The sequence below is a fragment of the Nitrosomonas communis genome, assembly GCF_024102715.1.
Lineage (GTDB): Bacteria > Pseudomonadota > Gammaproteobacteria > Burkholderiales > Nitrosomonadaceae > Nitrosomonas > Nitrosomonas communis_B.
On sequence record NZ_JAGFJM010000135.1, the window covers coordinates 1 to 23,251 of the forward strand.

Below are 23,251 nucleotides of genomic sequence, written 5' to 3' on the forward strand. Positions count from 1 at the left end.
CTTTACAACCCGAAGGCCTTCTTCACTCACGCGGCATGGCTGGATCAGGCTTTCGCCCATTGTCCAAAATTCCCCACTGCTGCCTCCCGTAGGAGTCTGGGCCGTGTCTCAGTCCCAGTGTGGCTGGCCGTCCTCTCAGACCAGCTACTGATCGTAGCCTTGGTAGGCTTTTACCCCACCAACTAGCTAATCAGGCATCGGCCGCTCCAAAAGCACAAGGTCTTGCGATCCCCTGCTTTCCTCCTTAGAGATTATGCGGTATTAGCACATCTTTCGATGCGTTATCCCCCACTTCAAGACACGTTCCGATGTATTACTCACCCGTTCGCCACTCGCCACCAAGGTTGCCCTCGTGCTGCCGTTCGACTTGCATGTGTAAGGCATGCCGCCAGCGTTCAATCTGAGCCAGGATCAAACTCTTCAGTTAATTTTAATTCTTTGCTCAGCTTTTAGTTTACAATTAACTCATTTATAAACTAATTGCTTGGTTGATTCCTTGCAATTAACTTGAATTTAATCAAGTTAATTATTCGTTACCAAGCGCCTACACTTATTGGTTGTTAATTTTTTAAAGAGCTTGTTGCTTTTTCTAAATCGTCTCAAGCAACAGAGATGTGCATTATACAGCACATAATTAACTGGTCAAGCTTTTAAATCATTTTTTTAAAAAAAATGATTTATCTAGTGAGCAACAATGTCTCAAATAGGAAAATATACCTTTAAATTCAAATAATTACTGACAAAGCACTGCGATTCCGAACATCAGCGCCAAAATCCACTCCCTCTATGAGCCTTTGGACACCTGCCTGCATCACTGCACTCTTTCATCTTTTTATTCGCAGACCACCGTTTTATCAGTTATCCATTAGTCTTGTTCTAGACTACGCCTTTACTTGACTTCCAACGCGATCATTAGTTGCCGTACCGCAACTGGACAGATCAATGATAGCTTGACAGCTTGCATAATCTTTTCATATCCCCCTTCCGATTGAGATACTGAGAAGTGAGGCTGCGTACGCAATCTAATTGGAGTAGATGTACTAAATGATAATGTTCCCTGCAACGTGCTGTCCTCCATTATGACTTCAGTGATATCTGCAAGATTAAGAAATTGCCCAAAGCCACCCAACACAGTCGAACCAAAACTGATATAACGCCCCCCGGGGCCATCACAACTGGGCATCGCTAAATTTATTTCAATTTCTAGCTGACCTGTTAAGCCACCCGATAAGTCATATGTAACCAATAAACGATTTCCTGAAAGCTCAAATTCCTTCATTATTTGCCATTGATCAGTCATGGACTGGAAGCGAATACGATAATCATTATGTGACTCAAGTCGATAAGGCAGCGTTATTCCATTTAGGCTATCTAGAAATAAATTTTGCGGATGGATGTCAACTTCTAAATCAGAAGGATTAATTTGGTGTTTGAAATTAATCCGATCATGCGCAGAAGCAATACCTGCACTGCCGTGCGTTGACATCTCAGATGCATCCAGCTGTATTTTGCAGAAATAATGCTCTGTTTGGCGGCACAGCGTGTCACCAAAATTATGCTTGAGTAAATAAGCGTCGAATTCACAAATACTCGCACTGCCATCGAGCTTGACTACAGTCTGAAGTATTCCATTATGCAAATAAGCCTCTTCTACACCATCCAGATCAGTATCTTCGATATAAAAGGCAGGACGTGGCACACAGGTATCCAGCAGAGCTTCCAACTCGACAATATTATTGTATATAGCACGCCGCAGATGAGGGAGATACAGGCCGCCAAACAAACCATGCCAATAAGCATCATTGGCTTGAGCCGCATACAATTTTTGCCGCATCACATCAGAGTGCTGCTCTGTCGGCAATGCTGCTAACCGGGCAGAAAGGCATAACATGCGTTTGTGCATCCAATTCGACTCTGGATAGCGTGAAAAAAAATTTTTCCAGATCCCCCCCCGCAAAAACGATTTATTATGCTCATACCAACCTGCCGATTTCGCCTGTCGCACCAGATCAGCATAGGCATTAGCCGGTTCGGCAGGCAATGTCCATTCATTCATCTCAATGTAGGAGGTGGTTGGAAGATAAACTACTCCACGTGATTTTTCAGATGTATGATAATCATGGAAATGCCGGGGAGAAATCTTGGGAGAAGCTAACACTCCCTGAATAAAATGCTCAAGCCAGCCTTTCTCATATACCCATTGATAGGTTTCAGGCCAGATACCGAATTTCTCGATATCATCAAAATAGACAGCAGCAATGCATTTGTTTGATGCTGAAGCTTCAGCCAAGGATTCAATATGCGCCACGGCTTCATGCGCCGGCGAGAAAGGCAGTTTATAACGAAGTGTCTCAGAAATAGGAAAAAGATCAAGCGTGCGGCCGTCTTCCTCGGTAGCAAAAAAACCATTGAGCTCTGCTTTACTTTTACCCGCACAAATAAAATGATAATCATCCACGATTACATAATGAATACCGCAATCCACCAGTGCAGGTACGACTGTTGATTCCCACACTCGCTCGGTGAGCCAAGCGCCTCGAGGACGCTGCCCGAATTTTTTTTCTAGTTTCTTAGAAAAAGTCTCAATTTGCCCGATACGATCTCGATTAGGAATAACCGCCAATACCGGCTCAGTTTCTCCTGCACCGAAAAGCTCCACTTGTCCTCGCATGACCATGTCTCGCAACAAAGTCATATCATCGGGATAATGTTCAAACAAGAAATCAAGTAACCATCCAGAAAAATGGAGAGCAAACTTAAAATCTGGATAGCGATACAAAACCTGTAAAAAAGGTTTATAGCAACGCAAATGCGCATCTACTAAAACTTCGGCAAAATTACCAACTGGCTGATGCGCATGAACACCAAAAAGTAAAGATATCGATTGAGACATCACCAAGTTTCACTCATTTTGCTATGGATAATTTGATGTGCTGAGTCTATACATTATTCTTTAATTTTTTATTGAAATAATTTATATCGCTTGAACTCACTCATCTTAATTTGATTAAATTTACGATGAACGTCGCATCGTTTCAATCATGCCAGTATAGCGCCCCCCATGGCTGATGGGCTCAAGCAAGGTCGCGGGGATAGGCAGCTTCAGCAAACGATAAAGATTAGCAAGGTTTTTACGGAACAACTGATCAAAGCGAGCAACTGTTTGTGGTGAATTATAATCTCCAAACCACCAAAACCAGTCTGAGCTTTCACATGAAGCAAGCTGATGTTCTGCCATTGATTTCTCTTCATCAGTTAAGCGCCCGCTTTTCATAACAAGATCATAACTCTGTTTAGCGGCACATAATAGATCCCATGCCAAATTTTTATCACGGTTACCGATCCAAGTAGAGAAGGTACCGTAAACCCAGCTTCCTGCAGCGAGCGCTGGTAATGTCTCGATTTCAGTTTGTGTATAAATTAAAGTCCCAAGGTAGTCACGATAAGTCGTCGTTTGAATGAATGAGTGATTGCCAAGCAATTCGTAAAGATCGCTGAGAAAATAATAGCCATTATAAGGATAAGATTCCCACGCATTTTCACCATCCAGAATGACGCTCACTACCGGATGTGCAACCGATCGAGTCTCACGATGAATATTTTCAAGTGTGTGGACAAAATTTTCTGCTGCATCACGCCCGAACCACTTCGAATACTCGAATCCGATCATATCGGACAATTTATCATCACGAAAAAAACACAACATACTGCTTTTTTCATCAGATATCCGGTAAGGTCGGTAAAGATAGTGATTGCGATTCGGCAAAGCTTGATCCGGATAGGATTTATACAAGCTGTTAACCAATACCCCCTCGCCACTGGCACTCCACTGGCAACCTAACTCCATCAGGATATTTAGCAAAGCTCTTGAAACGGCACCCTCAGCAGGCCAGACGCCTACTGGCTGGGCATTAAAGCGTTGCTGATGGCTGCTTATGGCTGATTTCAAATGGAAGGTAATGCGTTCACGCCCTCCCGGATAGATCATGCCAGCAGGCAAAGCAGCATCAGGAAGACTATCATGCGCTGACGAGAAATCAAGCAGTAACGGGGCTAGCGGATGAAAATGAGGTGTAGTAGACAACTCGACCTGACCTGAAGCAGCAAGTTCACGATAACGAGGAATCAATTTCTGGATAAGCTCCCCAATAAGACTGAATAGCTGCATTCGGTCTGTATAGCTGAAATTTCTGCTTTGCGTCATAAGCTGCACTACGATCTCATGATTTCGTCGCACACTCTCACCCGTCCATGCAAGGTGATACCACGTTAACAAATCAGCCAAATATTGACCTGAAACATAGATCAAATCGATGTCCCCACGCTCTTTAAACATATTATACAAATCATAAAGATGCTGATAGGCCGGGTAAGGCTTCACCATGGTAGCGTGATTGCTTTGGAAGCAGCTATTCAATATGCAAGAACGTTCCTTTGCCGTGATCTGATTCAGATCAGGGGTTGCCAGCAGACGCAGTAACGGATCACGTATTTTTTTCTGCGCAAATTGCTGCACATAATCGTCGAGTTGATCCAGCAATATTGGCACAAAATTAACAATCGCTTTGACACGGGGATGTTTTTCTAAGTGGTGCGCCATGTCAGTATAATCTTTGATTGCATGCAGATATACCCACGGCAATACAAATTCACCTGTCTCATGATCCCGGTAATCGGGTTGATGCATGTGCCATAGCAAAACGAGACTCAGTGGTTTCATAACCTAAATAACAGGTAAACAGGTATTATGCAAAAAATCTGAAGGCATCGTTATGGCGATAATATTGCCACATGCCGCGGAGTACAACATACCTTCTGCTGCTATGAGTAGTCAGACACATCTTTGTCTACCGCCCCCTCACTTCTCACATCTGTATTAGCGAATTTGATGTATGCATTGACCCAGCATTTCCGGTGTGATGAGCGTTATCCCCTTTTTGGTCACAAAGAAGCGTTTACTATCCTCTACTGGATCAAAGCCAACTTTCAATCCTTCTGGGATGACACAGTTTTTTTCAACTACCACTCGTTTCAAATGGACGTGCCGGCCTATATCCACATTGGGAAGAATGACTGAATCTTCGACGGCACCATAGCTGCGAACTTGAACATTGGAAAATAATAATGAGCGGCGAATGGTTGCACCACTAATGATACAACCTCCTGAAACCATGGAATCAAGCGCATGACCACGCCGGTCATCATCATCAAAAACAAATTTGGCGGACGGCAATTGTTCCTGATGAGTCCAGATCGGCCAGTCTTCATCATACAGATTAAGATCAGGCGTTACCGTCGTGAGATCGATATTGGCTTCCCAGTATGCATCCACTGTACCCACGTCGCGCCAGTACGGAACACCTGCTGCCATATTGACACAGCTGCTCTGGAAGCTGTGCGCATAAACACGATGATGCTTGACCAAATACGGGATCAGGTCTTTACCAAAATCATGAGATGAAAGACTGTCATCGTGATCGCGAATCAATTGCTCAAACAGAAAAGAAGCATTAAACAGGTAAATACCCATGCTGACTAATGCGCGATCTGGCTGATCCGGCATGGGCGCTGGGTTATCTGGTTTCTCGGTAAAATTAGTAACATGCCATTTATCGTCTACAGCCATAACTCCAAACGCTGTCGCATCTTCCAGCGGCACTTCCAAGCAGGCAACAGTGATGTCTGCACCTCTTTCTGCATGCTCGACAAGCATTCTACTGTAATCCATTTTATAAACATGATCGCCACCCAAAATCAGAACATGATTAGGACCATGATAACGCAGAATATCGAGATTCTGAAAAACAGCATCTGCTGTGCCTTGATACCACGTCTCTTCAGTGCGCTGTTGCGCCGGGAAAAGCTCTACATATTCTTTGAACCGCCCATCAAGAAAACTCCAGCCGCGCTGAATATGGCGTATCAGACTTTGTGCTTTGTATTGCGTAACCACTCCAATCCGCCGCACGCCTGAATTGACACAATTGGAAAGCGGAAAATCGATAATGCGGAATTTACCACCAAAGGGAACTGCTGGTTTAGCACGCCAATCTGTCAGATGATGCAAGCGACTGCCACGTCCGCCTGCCAGTATCAATGCAAGCGCATTATGTGTAAGCATTCAATATCTCCCGATGTGAGAATAGCCATCTACTGAACAGCATGAATACCAATACATCAACCGTAAAGCGGATAGCAGCGCACAGAAAAAATCCAGCAAATGCACTATATATTTACCACGGTCAAGCTTGGCTGTTTTAGAATATGAGCTGCACTAATCTTTAGTCTTTATACTATCGCATCTTACTTGATCTTAATCATCATTTCCAGACATACTGGGTCACTCTGGTACGTTAATTACGGTCTGAGCTTATGAAATCAGAATTTACACCCGCAAAAATCGATACATTGCGTGAAGCATTGCTGGCCGCTCGACTACACAATCCGTTTGTTTATCTAGGCAGGCATAAAAAACAAGACGGCGAACTGGTCAGAACATTTCAGCCGTATGCCGCTAACATTTGGATCCAAACATCCAACGGTTTTGAGTTGATGGTTAATGCGCAAGGTGATGGCATCTTTGAATGGCATGGTAAAACATTGCCTGCGCACCCCTATCTACTCAGGATTGAGGAAAGCAACACAATGGGCGCCGTGCACGAATTACATGATCCCTATGCTTTTCCATTACAAATTTCCGAACATGATTTGTATTTATTCAATGAAGGCAGCCTACACCAGAGTTATCGAACGTTAGGAACCCACACGGCAAACATTGATGGCGTTGCCGGCATCCGCTTTGCCATCTGGGCGCCCAATGCAGAGCGGGTCAGCGTAGTAGGTAATTTTAATCGTTGGGATGGGCGCATGCATCCGATGGCTGTTCACCACTACAGTGGCGTATGGGAATTATTCATTCCCGACTTACCAAGCAGCACACTTTATAAATATGAGATCCGCAACCGTGATAGCGGAGAAATCCTGCTCAAGACCGATCCCTACGCAAATTACCATGAGTTGCGCCCCAGCAATGCCGCCTATACTTCAGTGGCAGAAAATTTTGTCTGGCAGGATGCAGACTGGATGCAAAAACGCGCCAACTGGAACTGGTTACATGCACCGCTGAATATTTATGAGGTTCATGCCGGCTCATGGAAACGGCATGCAGATGGGCGTTTTTATAATTACCGTGAGCTTGCCCAGCACTTGATTCCCTATCTGCTTGAAATGGGCTATTCACATGTTGAATTATTACCGATATCAGAGCATCCACTTGATGAATCCTGGGGTTATCAGACAACGGGTTATTTTGCAGTAACGAGTCGCTACGGTTTGCCGGAAGACTTCAAATTTTTTGTCAATGCCTGCCATCAAGCGAACATCGGAGTGATCCTGGATTGGGTACCGGCACATTTTCCCCAGGATACTTTTTCCCTGGCTCGCTTCGACGGCACCGCCCTGTACGAACATGAAGATCCCCGCCTGGGATTCCATCAGGACTGGGGAACATTTATCTTCAATTACGGGCGCAATGAGGTGAAATCATTTTTACTATCGAGCGCGCATTACTGGTTAAACATGTTCCATCTCGATGGATTACGCGTTGATGCTGTGGCTTCAATGCTCTATCTCGATTACTCACGCAAAGCGGGGGAATGGCTGCCTAATAGGTACGGTGGCCGGGAAAATCTTGATGCGATCGATTTCCTGCGTACGTTAAATATCATGGTACATGAAGAATTTCCGGGCGCCATCACTTTTGCGGAAGAGTCCACGGCATGGCCAGCGGTATCACGTCCGACTTATGTCGGCGGGTTGGGCTTTTCCATGAAATGGAATATGGGTTGGATGAATGATACGCTCGCTTATCTCGAGTTTGATCCTATCCATCGACGATATCACCACAATGAATTGACTTTCAACCAGTTGTACGCCTACACCGAAAACTTTGTACTGCCCCTCTCGCACGACGAAGTCGTGCATGGCAAGGGTTCGCTACTAGCCAAAATGCCCGGGGATGCGTGGCAGAAATTTGCTAACTTGCGTTTGCTGTTTACCTACCAAATGACCTGTCCTGGCAAAAAGCTTAATTTCATGGGTAACGAGTTTGCCCATGGTAATGAATGGTGCGTCAGCAAAGAGCTTGATTGGCATTTGCTGGAACATGAGCATCATCGTGGCGTCCAGCTGGCATTGCGTGATCTCAATCATCTTTATATGAATATCGCCGCATTGCATCAGCTTGATTTTTTTGCAGAAGGATTTAGCTGGATCGATTGTCATGATGCGGATCAATCTGTGATTAGCTATCTGCGCCGCGCGCAAGATGGTTCCTTTAGACTGATTGTGTTGAATTTCACACCGGTGCCACGCATGAAATATCGGATTGGTGTCCCCGCTAGCGGCTCCTACCAGGAAATATTTAACAGTGATTCGATTTACTATGGGGGCAGCAATATGGGCAACGCTGGCCGAATCAACACGACAGGCGAACCCTGGCTGGAATTTGCAGACTCCCTCGTGATCACACTGCCACCGTTAGCCGGGCTTATCTTAGCTCCTGCCGTCCCCTGATTCAATCAGACAACGGGCGATACGATCGACTGATCGTTCATCCTAACTTCAGAAAACAAAATTGGGCTCAGGATTTCAATGCGCTGATCCACTTGCCATACAGCCGATCGGCAATGACATGCAATTGCGGCACGCGAGACACCAGATTCGTCTGCATGGCCTCAGCTGACTGAACTGCCGGGCTCGTCAGGTTTTGGACTATTTCTGCAGCATTGACTTTACTCCAATCACGCACCATGTCTTCAGTCATCTCCACGTGACACTGCATTCCCAGGTGCATTCCCAATGCAAATGCCTGATTCTTGCAATAAGGGCTGGAGAGCAGCAGCATTGCTTCAGCGGGCAAAGAAAATGTTTCTCCATGCCAATGAAATGATTCGAATTCCTTTAACGTCCCCAACCACTCATGGGCAACCGGATTATCTGCCACGCTGACTTTACCCCAGCCTAATTCCTTGATGGGACTCGCCGCAACGACACCTCCTAATGCCTTGGACAGCAGTTGACCACCCAGACAATGCCCCACTACCGGCACATTGTTAGCCACAGCTTGCTTGATCAGGGCAAGCACAGGTTCAAGCCAGGGCAAATTGTCATTAACGCTCACAGGGCCTCCCATCAACGCCAAACCACTGAATGAATTGATATTGACAGGAAGGCTCTCGCCCTGATCAATGCAGATTAACAGCCAAGGAATATGATTGTTATCGAGAAATGTGGCAAAATAACCGGGTCCTTCGATAGGAAAAAATCTGAAAATTGCAACTGGCTTCATGGCAATAACCTTTCTGACGATAACAAATCTTTTACTGCTAATTGTAGCTTTTTTCCATTGACTCCTCTCTGCTGATTGCACTTATAAATGCTCTTGTGTACCGGAACAAGCATCCGCACTTTTTTTCAAGCGCAACCTGATCGATTGCCAATCATCCTTAACAACATTGCTACCTGGCATCACGCCAGACAAGCTGACACTCCAGAGAAACGGCATTCTCCATTCTTTTGAAATCAACGGTTATGACAACAAAAAATAATATGTTCTCTGAGCTAGTTCGTTTAGAACAATTGCGCCACATTGAAACGAGCAGAGCAGAAGCGCTGTCATATGCAAGCATCGCTGACATGGAAACCCATGCTGCCACTGATTTCAACTACACTGTTCTGCTAAAGCGACTGACAGGCCGTGCGCGGCGTCTGATTCAGGATAATGCACTAACCACAGCATTACAGCATCCGCAAAAATTATTTATACGTGCCAGTCGAATAAGTTTGTTTGCCGCTGCAATTCTGGGTGCATTGGCGGCGGGTAATGCGGTCGGTGAGTCTTCCACATTGAATATATACTGGCTATTAGCGGTTTTACTCGGTTTCAACATGATTTCCATCATGCTATGGCTTACCGGCATCACCCTCAATTTACACGGATTAAGCGCAGGAGTTGTCGCTCAGTTGACCTGCTGGCTGCCCTATCGTCACAAGGAAAGAGAAAGCGATATGATTGCTTCACTTGCGGCACGTGGCTGGTGGGAAACTTGCTTGACCGGGACAGTCGGCAAATGGCGGATCAGTGTGCTGACCCATCAATTCTGGCTGATTTATCTGGCAACCGGCATGGCCTTGCTGTTACTGCTCATGATGGCGAAGCAATACGACTTTATTTGGGGAACCACACTGCTGCCAGACAGCGCGCTTCCTGAGCTGACGCAATGGCTGAGCAAGCCCATGGAATTTTTCAGGTTGATCCCTCCGGATAGTTACCAGATTGCAGCAAGCCGGGTGGGCGCAGCGGTACAAGATGCAGAAACAAGAAGCGCGTGGGCAAAATTTTTGTTAGGTGCCTTATTGCTCTATGGTATTTTGCCGCGACTGGCATTATTGCTAGTTTCCGCACTCATGCTGAAACTAGCTGAGCATCGCTTCAAACTGGATCTTTATTTGCCCTACTATATTACTTTACGGCAACGCTTAATGGCGCACGAATTTGAGTCCCGCGTCATCGATGCAGATCCAAAAATTGCTGAAGTAAAAGTAATGACAACGCCTCGGCCGGCTGGCCAGGGAGTACCGCAGAATGCACTCGCTATTGGTATTGAGCTTGATGATCATATTATCTGGCCAATTGGCACCCATTGCAGCAAAAATGTGATTGATCAAACATCATTTTCGGAAGCAGCTAAAATGATCAAAAAATTTGATGGCTCGTTGCTGATTGGTGTGGCTGCACATCGACTGCCTGACAGGGGGGTGCAGCGCACCATCAGAGAATTGACTGCCAATGCCTCAAGGGAAGTGTGGCTGATTTTACTGCGCAGCCGCGCAGCCATTCCCGTTGCAGACACACGCAAACTCGCATGGTTTCGAACGGCTGAAGCCTGTACCATCCCCGCTGAACACGTTATCACTCAATAGCCATGAAAGCAGTAGACGAGGCATCAATTCAGGATATTCACTCATTGTTAAATGTTGCAGTTGTGGGTCATACCAATACAGGCAAGACCTCGCTGATTCGCACCATGTTGCGAAGCACGCAGTTTGGTGAAATTGAAGATGGTGCAGGGACTACACGTCATGTTGAACGGGCCACTATTTTTGCTGGCAACGAGGCCATCCTGAATTTACATGACACCCCCGGCATCGAAGATTCCCATGCGCTGTTACGGCAACTGCAGGCAATCAGCTCCCGGCATAAAACACTTTCATCCGCTGAAATATTGGAAAAATTTATTTCAACCACATCCATCGATGATCCGCTCGAGCAAGAAGCCAAGGTCATCAGACAGGTATTACGCAGCGATGTCTTGCTGTACATTATCGATGTGCGTGAGCCCGTGCTGGAAAAATACCTGGTTGAAATCGAGGTGCTCAGTAAAGCCATGAAACCGATCATCCCGGTTTTCAATTTCATTGCTGAGCATACAGAGGAACTCGCTGTTTGGCGCAAAAAACTGGCTGCATTCAATATCCATGCTTCGCTGGAATTTGACACGGTTGCCTTTTCCTTTGAAGCTGAGAAACGGTTATATCAGAAAATACAAAGCCTAGTGGAATTACACTACGACAGATTACAAAAACTCATCAACCACCGCGCCAAGGCATGGGATCAACTTTGCCTATCTGCAGCCAAACGCATCGCCGAGCTGATCGTCTCCGTTGCCTGTTATCGTGAGAACAAATACCGCCACAACGATAACATCGCAGATTCAACCGCCGCCCAAAAATTAAAGGATTTTGTAAGAAAAGCCGAACAGCGTTGTTTAAGAGATTTACTCGGTATTTTTAATTTCTCAGAAAACGATATTGCTCTCCAAAAAATTCCCGTCAGTAATGGTCAATGGCAGCTCGATATATTTGCTCCCGGCGTCCTTAAAGCATATGGTCTTGATGTTGGCAGTGCTGCGCTCAAAGGTGCTGCGGCAGGGGCAGGAATCGATCTGATGGTAGGCGGCCTCAGCCTGGGTGCGGCCAGCGCCTTGGGTGCCATCGCGGGTACTGGCTGGTCAACATTCAGACGCTACGGCAAAGAAATCAAAGCAAAAATTCAAGGTACACAATGGCTATGCGTAGATGAAAACACACTACAAATACTCTATCTACGCCAGCAGCAATTGCTGGCGAAACTGATGCATCGCGGTCATGCCGCTTGCCATGCAGATCAGATCGATACTGCCGTCCCCTCAGCTTCAGAAAAATTACCCAATAACTGGCCTGCCATGATCAGTATTCTTCAGCAAAACCCTGCATGGCACAAGCCTTCTACGTCCCGGAATCAGAATCCACAGTATCAAGAAATCGAAGCCAAGCTGATCAAAGCGCTGCTAGAAAGCGACTAGAACCACTCTGAACCTGTAACAGCCTTATCGTCAGCAGGTTTCTTGCGACTGGAATGGCTTAGCCCTGTCCAGTTAGCTTGCGATAAGCTTATTGAAGAGCGTTCATGGATTCAGCTTCTATTCAGGATCATCCCGATAAAATGATGATCAGCATCGAACAGAGTAAATTTCTATTGTTTGTTAGCCTCATCAACCCTGAATAGAATTAAAATGAAAAAACTCAGACTGATTTGCATGATCCTCGCGTTGGCAGGATTGACCTCGACAGGTCCGGCATGGGCTACCAATAGCGATGCCGATGCCGATGACGTTGATGGCGATTACGAGGGCAGTGACTTTGATCAGAGCGGAGATTTTGCTGGCGATTTTGATCAAGGCGATGATTTTTACCAAGACGCAGATCTCGATCAAGGCAATGCGCTTGACCAGGATAATGATTTTGAGCAACAAGAAAATTTTGAATTAGTCGATAATCCTGCCCTGAGCACAGACTTTGATCAAGCGGATGATTTTGAGCAACCCGATGATGTTACGGCCAATGCTAGCCCTGGCCCGGATATTGAACCCACCCAAAACGAAGAATTTGTCCGGACAGAAGCTCCGACTCAAGATGAGCAATCTGTCGAATTAGGAGAATCTGCCCAGGATCATCAACTGGAGTTAGCGAACGGATCCGCTGGCTCCAATCAACCTTCAATAGAAGGTGCGCCAACCCAGGATGACTCATCTGCTGAAGCGGCCGAGGCGGATAAATCAACCCAGGTTGATCAAGCCTCTCAGAGAGATGAAGCCGCCCAAGTAGCGCAATCTCCCCAGCAGAGCGAATCACTTCCGGGAGATCAATCCATTCAAAACAATGTCGCTGCGCAAGGCGCTATCCAGCATATTAATATTCACAACGTTCAATCAGTTCAGAATGATGGACATCAGCACAATGCTGGGCATGACCACTATCATGGGCATCACCATCATCATGGATTTGATATTATGTTTGGCTTGGGAAGCGGGCTGGGACTGACACCTTTTGTTAGCCCCTACTTCCCCTTTGCAGGCTTCAGTTATTATGAATTTGGCAGCCTCGCCCCTTACAGTAGTTTTAGCATCTATAGCAATCCCAGTTCTTTTGGGGGAATTGGTTTTTATAATGGCTATGTTCCTTTTGGCCGTGTTCGCTTCTACAATGATTATCTCGGCTTTGGCCCCTATAGCCATTTTGGCGGTTACTCCCCGTTCAGTGGTTTCCCAGCAGTAATTGCTGCTACCCCGGTATCACCAGCACCACTGCCCATTGCACTGCCAAGGAAACCAGCTTATATTCAGCAACAGAATGTTTCACGACCTGCCCCTACACCAAAAACCAATTACTGGCATTATTGTCGGAATCCAGAAGGGTATTATCCTTATGTCAGGAAGTGTTCAGAGGACTGGCTAAAAATCCCTCCACAGCCTTCTTAATCGTATTTCATTAAAGGAAAATCAGGTCATGCCTAGAATAGTTAAGATATCCATTTTGCTGCCGCTTACTTTGCTAACAGCATGCGTGCAAATACCAACGGGTCCAAGTGTAATGGTGCTCCCTGCCGCCAATAAAACTTTTGATCAATTTAGAGCTGATGATCAGCTCTGCAAGCAATTTGCCAGCGAACAACTCAATGATCAGACACCACGGCAGGCATCGATAGTAAGTGGAATGGAAAGTGCCGCTGTTACGACGGCGTTGGGCGCTATCGCAGGCGCCGCATTTGGGGGCGGACGTGGCGCTGCGATTGGTGCAGGTAGCGGTTTATTGGCAGGAGGATTGACTGGCAGCAGCGCTGCCCAATCTTCCGGTTCTATCAATCAGCAACGATATGACACCGCTTATATGCAGTGCATGTATGCGAATGGTCATCGCATCCCCTCCCCCGGCCGATTTGTCAACGAGGGATACTCAAATGGAGGCAGTTCCAACACATATTCGCCGCAGCGTGCTCCTTCAGGAAGTTATCCACCGCCGCCACCAGGCACCCCCTCGCCTCCGCCCTCTTACTAGCTTTGTTTCGATGAAAGGAGACGTTATGAGATAGTCGCCAGCATCATTTGATAGTTGCATTCAGAATCTTTTAATTTTTTAGGAAGCGTATGAAAAATCTATTTTTACCACTTAGCTTTGCAATAATAGGTTCGCTACTGTCTCTCTCGAGCCATGCCGATCCTATGGTAGTAGTTAAAAGACATGCCATTTTTTTAGCAGCTAACAATAGTCTGACTGTGATGCCGGATCCGCCCCATCCACTATCCTGCACTTATGATGCCGCTAATGATATTTTCATTCCAGGCACCTCGGCTAGCATACAAATTCCCCTGCCCGGCGCATTGGATGTCAAAGTGGCAGGGAATGATCTCTATGTAGCAACTTCAACGTTAGTAAATGACGTTCCAGCTACAGGTTATGTTAAATATGATGTAAGCGCCTGCCTCCCTGATGCGCCCTTTACCCCTTCCATAGCACGCGCTGATCTTGCTGCAGGCGAATTGGTCATCCCCTGCGTGGTAGTCGATGGCAAAGAATATAACGTAGTAATGAACCAGCGCGGAAGATCTATGAACTGGGAAGTTATTTTTGCAGATTCAGGCTGTCATTAATTGCATTTCACGATGTGTGCCCGCCCCCGGGCGGGGCGGGGCGGGGCGTGTCTAACCCATGCATCACTCATCCAGGGATCTCTGTAAAATGACCCTATTCACTACTGCATCTGGTAAAGCTTCTTCCTCTTAGGAAATTACTCTGAACAAAGCCATTCACAAGGATGAACTATGCCACGCGCCCACGATCAAATTTTTTGCTGCACTTATTTGAAAAAATGAGGATCTACCATGAAACGACGCGCTTTGCTGGAAGGATTTGTTGCGTTAGCAACATTACCTTTAATATCATCTTGTTCACGTGAATTAATCGCTGAACAACAAAGGAGCAAAAAAATCAAAACTGATCCCATTACGGTTACCCCTCTGGAAAAACCACACGAAGAATGGCGTTCATTTCTGTCGCCGGAAGCTTATCGCGTCTTATTCGAAGAAGATACAGAGCCCTCTGGCAGCAGCCCGCTCAATAAAGAATATCGTGACGGCACTTACCTATGCGCCGCCTGTCATTTACCGTTATTCGAGAGCAAACATAAATATGAAAGTGGTACTGGCTGGCCTAGTTTTACCCAACCCATTTCCGGCCACATTGGTACCAAGCGTGATTTCACGCTGATTTGGCCTCGTACTGAGTATCATTGCGCACGCTGTGGCGGGCATCAGGGGCATGTATTCAATGATGGCCCACCACCGCGGGGTGAACGCTGGTGTAACAATGGGTTAGCGCTGCGGTTTATCCCGCAGGAAGAAGCGCTTCCTGAACTCAGGGGATAAAAAAGTGGTGAAATTGGGTGGCATGGACTGGATCAGCAGCGCGATATTTTTAATACTGGCTGCGCTTGTTGGGTGTCAGCAGTCGGATAGCAGGGATTTGGCCGGAACTAACCATCAACTCCAGCACCAAGTAGAAGAGACTGTTCTGGAGATCGCAATATTTGCAGGAGGATGTTTCTGGTGCACTGAAGCGGATTTTGACAAGGTTCCGGGCGTGGTCAAAACCCTATCCGGCTACATCGGCGGCACGGTGGCGAATCCTACTTACAAGCAGGTCAGTAAAGGCAAAACCGGCCACATCGAAGCCGTACAGATATATTTCGATCCAGCCAAAACCAGTTATGCCAGATTGCTTGCCGCTTACTGGCCGACGATTGATCCGCTCACAGCGAACGGCCAGTTTTGCGATCACGGGCCGCAATATCGCAGCGCCATTTTTTATCGTAATGCCCAACAACATATGCAAGCGGAAGCGTCCAAGTCTGGATTGATTGCTTCCGGCCGCTTTAATCAAGCCGTTGTAACCGAAATATTACCTGCCACCGAATTCTACCCCGCAGAGGAATATCACCAGGATTACTATCTTAAGAATCCTGTCCGCTATTCATACTACCGCAGCCGATGCGGTCGCGATGAACGTCTGGCGCAAGTGTGGGGAAGCAAGCAATAAATCAAATCTGCCGAATGAAACACGGTATAAAAACTGGCTCACTCAATCCGTTTGCCGAATGGGATCTGGCGCAATGGCAGCAAGAATGTCCTTCTATCCAGGAAAGCGAAATTCCTGATAAACATTTTCTTTATCGCCAAGGGGAAAACTGCGCTGATTTCTTCTGGATAAAAGAAGGCATCATCAAACTTTCATATCTCACAGCACAGGGAGTTGAGCTCACGCTTGCCCTGTTACAGCCGGGGGATATTATCGGCCGCCTGCAGCATGATTCTGTCAGCCAAACCATGGAAGAAAGCGCGCAAGCTGTCGGAAAAGTCGTGTCTTACCGGATTGAATACCATGATTTCAAAAAATTGATGTTTCGCTGGCCGGAGTGGTCATGGTCTGTTTTCGAGGCAATCTATAGCCGTCAGCAACAGATCGAACGCAAACTCCGCACCATTCTTACCCAGCCTGTTGACAGGCGTCTCATCGCAACTCTGCTGGAACTTGCCCAAATATTTGGAACACGCTGTACGCATGGGTATTCACTGGAAATTTTCCTCACTCAGCAGGAGTTAGCAGATTTAGTCGGTGCCAGCCGCTCGGTAGTCAGCACCATCATGAATGATTTCAGAAATCGAGGCATGCTTGACTATACTCGCGAACAAATTTGTATCAACGACACGGCCTTAATCATGGATTGATTTCTTGATTAAACTCAGATGCAGCAATAGTCACGATCATCCAATGTTATCTAGCTAACAGACATGGGCAATAACGCTGTATTAAAGTGTTGACTGTTACTCACCCTCAATGAAAGGAGCAGTCAAATGAAAATAATTTCAGCGCGCAACCATGGATATCTAGATTTTCTAACAGTCGTTATATTTTTACTAGCCCCTACCTTATTGGGTCTAAGCCAAATACCTGCCATGCTGGCATATGGATTGGCCGGAGTTCACCTGACGGTCACTTTGGCTTCTGATTTTTCCCTTGGTATTTTTAAGATACTTGCCTTTACCCTGCATGGCTGGATCGAACGCATTGTTGGCCCCGTGCTGGTGGCTATTCCCTTTATCCTTGGCTTTGCCGATGAAGCGATCGCACGGAATTTTTACATCGCCATGGGACTCATTATTATTGTAGCAGGCGTATTGACCAACTACCGGGAAGAAAAACACCGAGACTGACAGAGAACATCATCGCTTAACAGGCAGCAGCAGGGAAGAAATTTGCTCTCGCAACATACTCTGTGAGCATTGCATAATATGATGCAGCGTTTCGGTGTCTCTGCTGCCCCCGCCTTTCACCATTTCGCACTACCGCATAAATATTGCTGCCAGAGATTGAGGATCGCCCCCTGCAATGAAACACAACATGCGATGCCCCCGGTAGCAGCCTCACTATCCTCATCATATTCCGCCACATCATGACGTTAGCTTTCCCCACTAAATTAAGTGTTAACCATCAAGCATTATTCATTATTCTCATTCACAACTCACAATTGTCTCCAATTGTAGACAGGATAAATTCTGCAGAAACAGCTAGTTATGTAACCGACACAAAATATGGCCAAGAAACTGGCGACAAATTTTTTTATATTTCTTTACACATGTTGAATAAGTAGCTGATTATAAATCACAAAATATTCTGGCATGAATATTGCTCATAAGTATTAAAAATTATAATTATTAATAATTGCTTTTTTGATTTGTCTGATCCTAGCTATAAACGAATCAGGCTTTTGAAGTTTTATTTCAAATTTTAAGTATGAAGTGCCTAGTAAAAATATTATCAAAGTGCGAGCAATATTAGTTGTACTCATGATGCCAGCAACATCAGCATTTGTCGATGCCAACAATTATTAATTCATTCAAGTGCAGTCAGAAGTCATCAGCTACTGAAGCATTACGCATGTTCCGAATTTATTGCCACAAATTTAATTCAGTAGTTAAAAGTTTATCTGACCATAACAGGGTTTAAAAAGCATCTTTTTTTACCTTTACCAATGAGTAACCCTGCTGAAGCGAGAGACTTCACAGGCAAAGACTGCACTTAAAGCGAATTAATTTTTTCCAGGGGTTATGTTTACCTCCCCACACACAAGAAATATCAAACTTAACTTAATTTAATGAGGGCTTGGATCATGTTAAATGGTTTAGAGAAATTAAGCTCCGTGCTATTACGGCTGCTGATATTAGTTTTCCTGCTATGCATTATGCCAAATGCAATGGCGCAGGAAGATGATTCTGAGGAAGAATGGCCAGACATGGTTCTCCGAGACGATGGAAAATGCACAAAATGTCATGATGAAACCAGTGATTATCCAGTGTTTGCCATTGGCAAGACCAAACATGGGACCGTGGCTGATAGCCGCACGCCAACGTGTACCAGCTGTCATGGAGAAAGTGATAGTCATATGGATAGCGACAAAACAATGCCGCCAATGCCATCACGTACCTTTGGAAAAAATTCGACTAATACTATTGAAGATAGAAATCAGGCGTGCTTAAGCTGCCACCAAGGTGGCAAGCGCATGAATTGGATAGGCAGCGCTCATGCGAACCGAGATATCGCCTGCACTTCTTGTCATCAGGTTCATACTGCACACGATAAAGTCCGCGACAAAATCACTCAATCAGAAATATGCTTCACCTGCCACAAGGAGCAACGCGCCCAGATTAACCGCCCTTCACGCCATCCCATCCGCGAAGGGAAAGTAGTATGTTCAGATTGCCATAATCCACACGGTTCAGCTGGCCCGAGCATGACCCTGCGCGATAGCGTGAATGAAACTTGTTTTACCTGTCACATGGAAAAGCGTGGACCATTTATTTATAACCATCCACCTGTCCAGGAAAATTGCGCAATCTGTCATAACCCGCATGGCACGACAGCACCTAACTTGCTCAAAGTACGCTCTCCGTTCCTTTGCCAGGAATGCCATGAACCCAATAGCCATCAGAGCTCCCTCGGTACTATCACAGGAGCTTATGCCAGAAACACACTTGCAAGAGGTTGCATGAATTGCCACACCAACATTCATGGCAGCAATAACCCAGAGAATGTTCGCAATGAAGGACTCTTTCAACGTTAATCGGGAGCAGAAACAGCATAATGAAGAAGTATTTTTATTTTCTAATAGTTACATCAGCATTACTGATCATGGCGAGCTCCGCCTGGGCAGAACAAAACGATAGTATCAAACGGTTAACCAAACCACAGAGTACCATTCAGTTTGGCGCAGGTTATTTATCCGATGATAATGCACGTTTTGGTCAATTTAACGGTTTACGTAATGAAGGTCTTTACGGCATTTTCAATGTCGACATATTGAAGAGAAATGACGATACCGGCACCTGGTTTAAGTTACAAGGGCGTAACCTCGGTCTCAAGAATCGCGATATCCGGCTTGAACACAGTAAACAGGGCGATTGGGGCTACTTTTTTGAATTCAGCCAGACACCGCGGTTTGAGCCATTCACAGCCAATACTGCAGTTGAAGGAATCGGTAGCTCCAACCTTAGTGTTCCGACCACGCCCACTGCCGGCGACCCTGTGCAACTTAAAACTGAACGCGAATCCTTTGCGTTTGGTCTCAATAAATTCCTTCCTGCAAATTTTGAATTGCAGTTCCATTTCAAGAATGAAGAAAAAGATGGTGCACGTATCTTCGGACGAGGCAATCGGCTCGGTCCGCCTGGGCCGACTGCAACCGGCGGTTATGAATTCATTCCTGAACCTATTAATTTCTCCACCAAGATATTTGGTGCAACACTCAATTACAGTGGAAAAGATCTCCAGCTATCTGCAGGATACTACGGTACGCTTTTTGAAAATAAAAACAAAGCATTGAACATCGCTGGCGGCAGTAGTATTGGCGGAATTTATGCGCCTAGCTTATTCAGCCCCATCGCACTGGCACCCGACAATCAGTCGCACCAAGGATTCTTGTCAGGTGGATATTCGTTTAACCCATACACTCGCGGCACATTCAAAGCTGCCTATACTGCCGCGAGTCAAACGGATAGTTTCTTTTCGACCCAGCTCACTGCCCCTGGCATTGGCAGTAATCTGCATGGAAAAGTTAACACCACATTAGTGCAAGCAGCACTTACTTCACGACCGTTATCCAAGCTGACCTTGCTTGCGAATTTCCGCTATGAAGATCGTGATGATAAAACACCTGTTTTTCTTTACAACCCGAATGCATTTAATATTGATTTAAATGGAAATCGTTGGAGTGGATTTAATACCCCACGTTCTTTCACAACGTTTACCAATAAGCTTGAGGCGAACTATGCCCTGCCGATGAATCTCCGCCTGATTGGGGGGGTTGATTATGAACACTGGGAGCGAACCGGCGCGCCGCAAACAACAGGCCATCGAAATAATACCAATGAGTTATCCGGTCGTGTTGAATTGCGGCGCACAATGGCAGAAACATTGACAGGAACCGTCTCGTATATACATAGCGAGCGCTTTGGTTCAAATTTTTTAACCAATGTCACCGCAACGGGTCAGCCATTTTTCAATCTGATCGCGCCGATCAATCTAGCTGATCGCAATCGGGACAAAGTACGGTTATTGCTTAATTGGGAGCCTATTGAACCCCTATCGGTGCAAGTTGCGGTCGACGAATCATGGGACAACTATGGAGACCGCAACAACTCAGGTTTTGGTGTGCGCTCAGGCAATGCACGCAACTACTCGCTCGATGCTGCTTACACATTCTCTGAATTCTGGCAAGCGAATGCATGGTTCTCGCGCAATGAAACACAAATCGATCAAGCTTCCAGAACACCGGCCCCCCGCGAGCTCTGGTCTTCCAAACTGGAAAACATAAGCACCGCATTTGGTGTTGGCGTAAACGGCAAGCCGCACGAAAAACTTGAAATCGGCACCAACTTTACTTACTCGGATATTACCGATAAGTTTAAACAATCCATCACAGAAGTTGCCTGCTGCCCCGGCAATACACCTGTCCCCAATATTTCTTTCCAACAAGGCAGATGGAATTTATTTGCAAGATATGCATTAAAAAAGAATGTTGGTCTTCGTTTGGATTATATTCTTGATTATTTCAAAACGAACGAGTGGACCTGGAAAGGGTGGACTTATACCGACGGCACCCGCTTAAGTCAGGACCAGAACCAGTGGGTCAATTTCCTTGGCCTCTCGGCATACTTAAGCTGGCAATAATCCAGCGCGAAACGGAGACTGACCGGAAAGTTTCAGGATACAAGCTATGGTGCCGCATCTGGCAGACGTTTTACCGTACTCATCGCTTTCAGATAAGCGATGAGTTCCGCCATCACCTGCTCCCGCTCTGGCGTCTCGGCTGCAAGCGCTGGCATGGTTGTGTTGTAACGGATACCGGCTGGATCATCGATCCAGCGCTTCAGGTATTCAGGCTGGAGATACTCGGTCACACTGACTGGATAATTCAGCTCAGGCGCCTTGCCACCGCCCTGACCATTGATGGTATGACACGCGATGCAGTGCTTGCGAAAATGTACAAAACCCTGTTGCACTTCTTGAGATGCACCGACGGGTGGAGAGAGATGAGGGAAACGATCCGCAAAAGAGGCAAGTTCAATCCCTACTACTTGATAAGGCATGTCAACCGCCCCATGTTCACGCAATTCAGCAGCCTTCAGATTATCCCACACCAGGTAAAGCGGCCCTAGTTTGACCATTTCATTGTTCTGCAACACGTTAGTCAGCGTAAACGGTAAATCGTCTGCGCTGGCAAAAGCAAAATACGCATCATAAGCAACAAGCTTTGCTACCGGAATGCTGGGCTGATAGCCATCTTCACAGAGGAAGACAACCTCTTCTGCTGCTCGCCAGCCCTTGCCAAAGACTTGATCAAAAAGTTGCCGCGCTGGGTAAACCTGATAAATGCGTGCTCTTTTCTCATGCGCCTCGAAAACCTTGAGAGAACTTGCAGTTACAATCTTATCTAGCTCATCCAGGCGCAGCGTTCTGACCATCTCCCCCTTGTTTTTAAATTCGATCACAGCGCTATGTTGGGCAGACACCAAGCCAGATAATCCAGTCATCACCCCAATAACAGCAATGATTAATCCGCAATACCAAAAATTTTTCATGCTTGCTTAACCTCATGAACTACGTTAATTCACCTATCAAACCATGCTGCTTGCAGACAGAAATAAAATCAGTCAATTCAAATCAATCGACTCTGGCGCCGCTGGCTAGGTACTGCTCGTGGGCTAATTTAACTTGTCTCTAACATTCGTTTTGCAACTTATTGTATAGCGTAAAAAATGATCGTAAGATGCTGCAATCGCATGTATAGCCAGCAGAAAGCACTCATCAATTTCAAGCAGGCAACCAGTGATAGCGGCTTAAAACATCTACCGCCAGCTCGATTTGTCTTGGCGTAAATTGACGTTTATGCAGATTCCATGCATGAGTTGCCTTAACAACATCCTCTATTGTTGCAGCCTGCTCGTATTTACAGAGCCAATGCACCGTAGACAAAAGTTCTAAGCCAAAGGGGGATTCAAAACCTTCTACAAGCTGAGAGACCTTGTTAAAGCGCTCACGTGTTTGTGGATGTTTCTCCAAAAAGGTATTTGCTTCTTCAATAGCGCCCGGCAGCAATTGCAACGGCTTATCAGGCGCATCTCCGCCGTCGGCATAGCCTGAGATAAAATGCCCTTCGATTGCGTTGAGTACATGCCGAAGATTTTCAGCATAAGGCCCGTAATGGGCTTTTTGATATTTCAAACGCAACGGCTGGCCAGCTTCCTGCATGAAATACAAT

General features: G+C 46.1%; 17 protein-coding genes, 1 rRNA gene and 1 pseudogene. 12 read left to right on the plus strand and 7 right to left on the minus strand.

Translation table 11 applies throughout. The features are described from left to right. The 4 genes from J5I83_RS13025 to glgC form a co-directional block, all read right to left on the minus strand. Window positions 1–427 (minus strand): 16S ribosomal RNA (locus J5I83_RS13025); the annotation flags it as partial. Window positions 428–889: 462 nt separating this feature from the next. Then, complete coding sequence (locus J5I83_RS13030; RefSeq protein ID WP_304056805.1) at window positions 890–2,893, minus strand: alpha-amylase/4-alpha-glucanotransferase domain-containing protein; 2,004 nt, start codon at window positions 2,891–2,893, stop codon at window positions 890–892. Window positions 2,894–3,013: 120 nt separating this feature from the next. Beyond that, complete coding sequence (locus J5I83_RS13035) at window positions 3,014–4,720, minus strand: glycoside hydrolase family 57 protein (RefSeq protein ID WP_304056807.1); 1,707 nt, start codon at window positions 4,718–4,720, stop codon at window positions 3,014–3,016. A gap of 156 nt (window positions 4,721–4,876) precedes the next feature. Then, complete coding sequence (gene glgC, locus J5I83_RS13040; RefSeq protein ID WP_304056810.1) at window positions 4,877–6,121, minus strand: glucose-1-phosphate adenylyltransferase; 1,245 nt, start codon at window positions 6,119–6,121, stop codon at window positions 4,877–4,879. Window positions 6,122–6,372: 251 nt separating this feature from the next. Between glgC and glgB the strand changes: the two genes are divergently transcribed. Next, complete coding sequence (glgB, locus tag J5I83_RS13045; RefSeq protein ID WP_304056813.1) at window positions 6,373–8,574, plus strand: 1,4-alpha-glucan branching protein GlgB; 2,202 nt, start codon at window positions 6,373–6,375, stop codon at window positions 8,572–8,574. Between the two features lie 67 nt (window positions 8,575–8,641). On the opposite strand, the gene J5I83_RS13050 is transcribed toward glgB, so the two are convergent. Continuing rightward, a complete protein-coding gene (locus J5I83_RS13050; protein WP_304056816.1) occupies window positions 8,642–9,349 on the minus strand; it encodes a type 1 glutamine amidotransferase in 708 nt (235 codons plus the stop codon). Window positions 9,350–9,591: 242 nt separating this feature from the next. Between J5I83_RS13050 and J5I83_RS13055 the strand changes: the two genes are divergently transcribed. The 11 genes from J5I83_RS13055 to J5I83_RS13105 all read left to right on the plus strand — a co-directional run bounded on the left by J5I83_RS13055 (window position 9,592) and on the right by J5I83_RS13105 (window position 21,660). Then, window positions 9,592–10,983 (plus strand): DUF2868 domain-containing protein, encoded by a 1,392-nt coding sequence (locus tag J5I83_RS13055; protein WP_304056818.1) that lies wholly within the window; start codon window positions 9,592–9,594, stop codon window positions 10,981–10,983. Between the two features lie 2 nt (window positions 10,984–10,985). Then, window positions 10,986–12,404, plus strand: a complete 1,419-nt coding sequence (locus tag J5I83_RS13060; protein ID WP_304056821.1) for a DUF3482 domain-containing protein — start codon at window positions 10,986–10,988, stop codon at window positions 12,402–12,404. Between the two features lie 210 nt (window positions 12,405–12,614). Beyond that, window positions 12,615–13,859: a hypothetical protein gene (locus tag J5I83_RS13065; RefSeq protein WP_304056823.1), complete on the plus strand. Its 1,245-nt coding sequence runs from the start codon at window positions 12,615–12,617 to the stop codon at window positions 13,857–13,859. 28 nt (window positions 13,860–13,887) lie between these two features. Further along, window positions 13,888–14,436, plus strand: a complete 549-nt coding sequence (locus J5I83_RS13070) for a YMGG-like glycine zipper-containing protein (RefSeq protein ID WP_304056826.1) — start codon at window positions 13,888–13,890, stop codon at window positions 14,434–14,436. Window positions 14,437–14,525: 89 nt separating this feature from the next. Next, a complete protein-coding gene (locus tag J5I83_RS13075; RefSeq protein WP_304056830.1) occupies window positions 14,526–15,029 on the plus strand; it encodes a hypothetical protein in 504 nt (167 codons plus the stop codon). A gap of 231 nt (window positions 15,030–15,260) precedes the next feature. Beyond that, complete coding sequence (gene msrB, locus J5I83_RS13080; RefSeq protein WP_304056832.1) at window positions 15,261–15,803, plus strand: peptide-methionine (R)-S-oxide reductase MsrB; 543 nt, start codon at window positions 15,261–15,263, stop codon at window positions 15,801–15,803. A gap of 4 nt (window positions 15,804–15,807) precedes the next feature. Continuing rightward, window positions 15,808–16,473 carry a peptide-methionine (S)-S-oxide reductase MsrA gene (gene msrA / locus J5I83_RS13085; protein WP_304056834.1) on the plus strand — a complete coding sequence of 222 codons (666 nt, stop codon included), beginning with the start codon at window positions 15,808–15,810 and terminating at the stop codon, window positions 16,471–16,473. Between the two features lie 14 nt (window positions 16,474–16,487). Continuing rightward, window positions 16,488–17,162: a Crp/Fnr family transcriptional regulator gene (locus J5I83_RS13090; protein ID WP_304056836.1), complete on the plus strand. Its 675-nt coding sequence runs from the start codon at window positions 16,488–16,490 to the stop codon at window positions 17,160–17,162. A 126-nt stretch (window positions 17,163–17,288) separates the two neighbouring features. Continuing rightward, window positions 17,289–17,648, plus strand: a complete 360-nt coding sequence (locus J5I83_RS13095) for a hypothetical protein (protein ID WP_304056839.1) — start codon at window positions 17,289–17,291, stop codon at window positions 17,646–17,648. A gap of 1,028 nt (window positions 17,649–18,676) precedes the next feature. Further along, entirely contained in the window at window positions 18,677–19,555 is an 879-nt protein-coding gene (locus J5I83_RS13100) for a DmsE family decaheme c-type cytochrome (RefSeq protein WP_304056841.1), read from the plus strand. 68 nt (window positions 19,556–19,623) lie between these two features. Further along, entirely contained in the window at window positions 19,624–21,660 is a 2,037-nt protein-coding gene (locus tag J5I83_RS13105) for an MtrB/PioB family decaheme-associated outer membrane protein (protein WP_304056844.1), read from the plus strand. Window positions 21,661–21,704: 44 nt separating this feature from the next. Here J5I83_RS13105 and J5I83_RS13110 read toward each other — a convergent pair whose 3' ends face one another. Then, window positions 21,705–22,571 (minus strand): cytochrome c, encoded by an 867-nt coding sequence (locus tag J5I83_RS13110; protein WP_304056847.1) that lies wholly within the window; start codon window positions 22,569–22,571, stop codon window positions 21,705–21,707. A 232-nt stretch (window positions 22,572–22,803) separates the two neighbouring features. Next, a pseudogene (locus J5I83_RS13115) lies at window positions 22,804–23,251 on the minus strand (Appr-1-p processing protein); the annotation flags it as partial.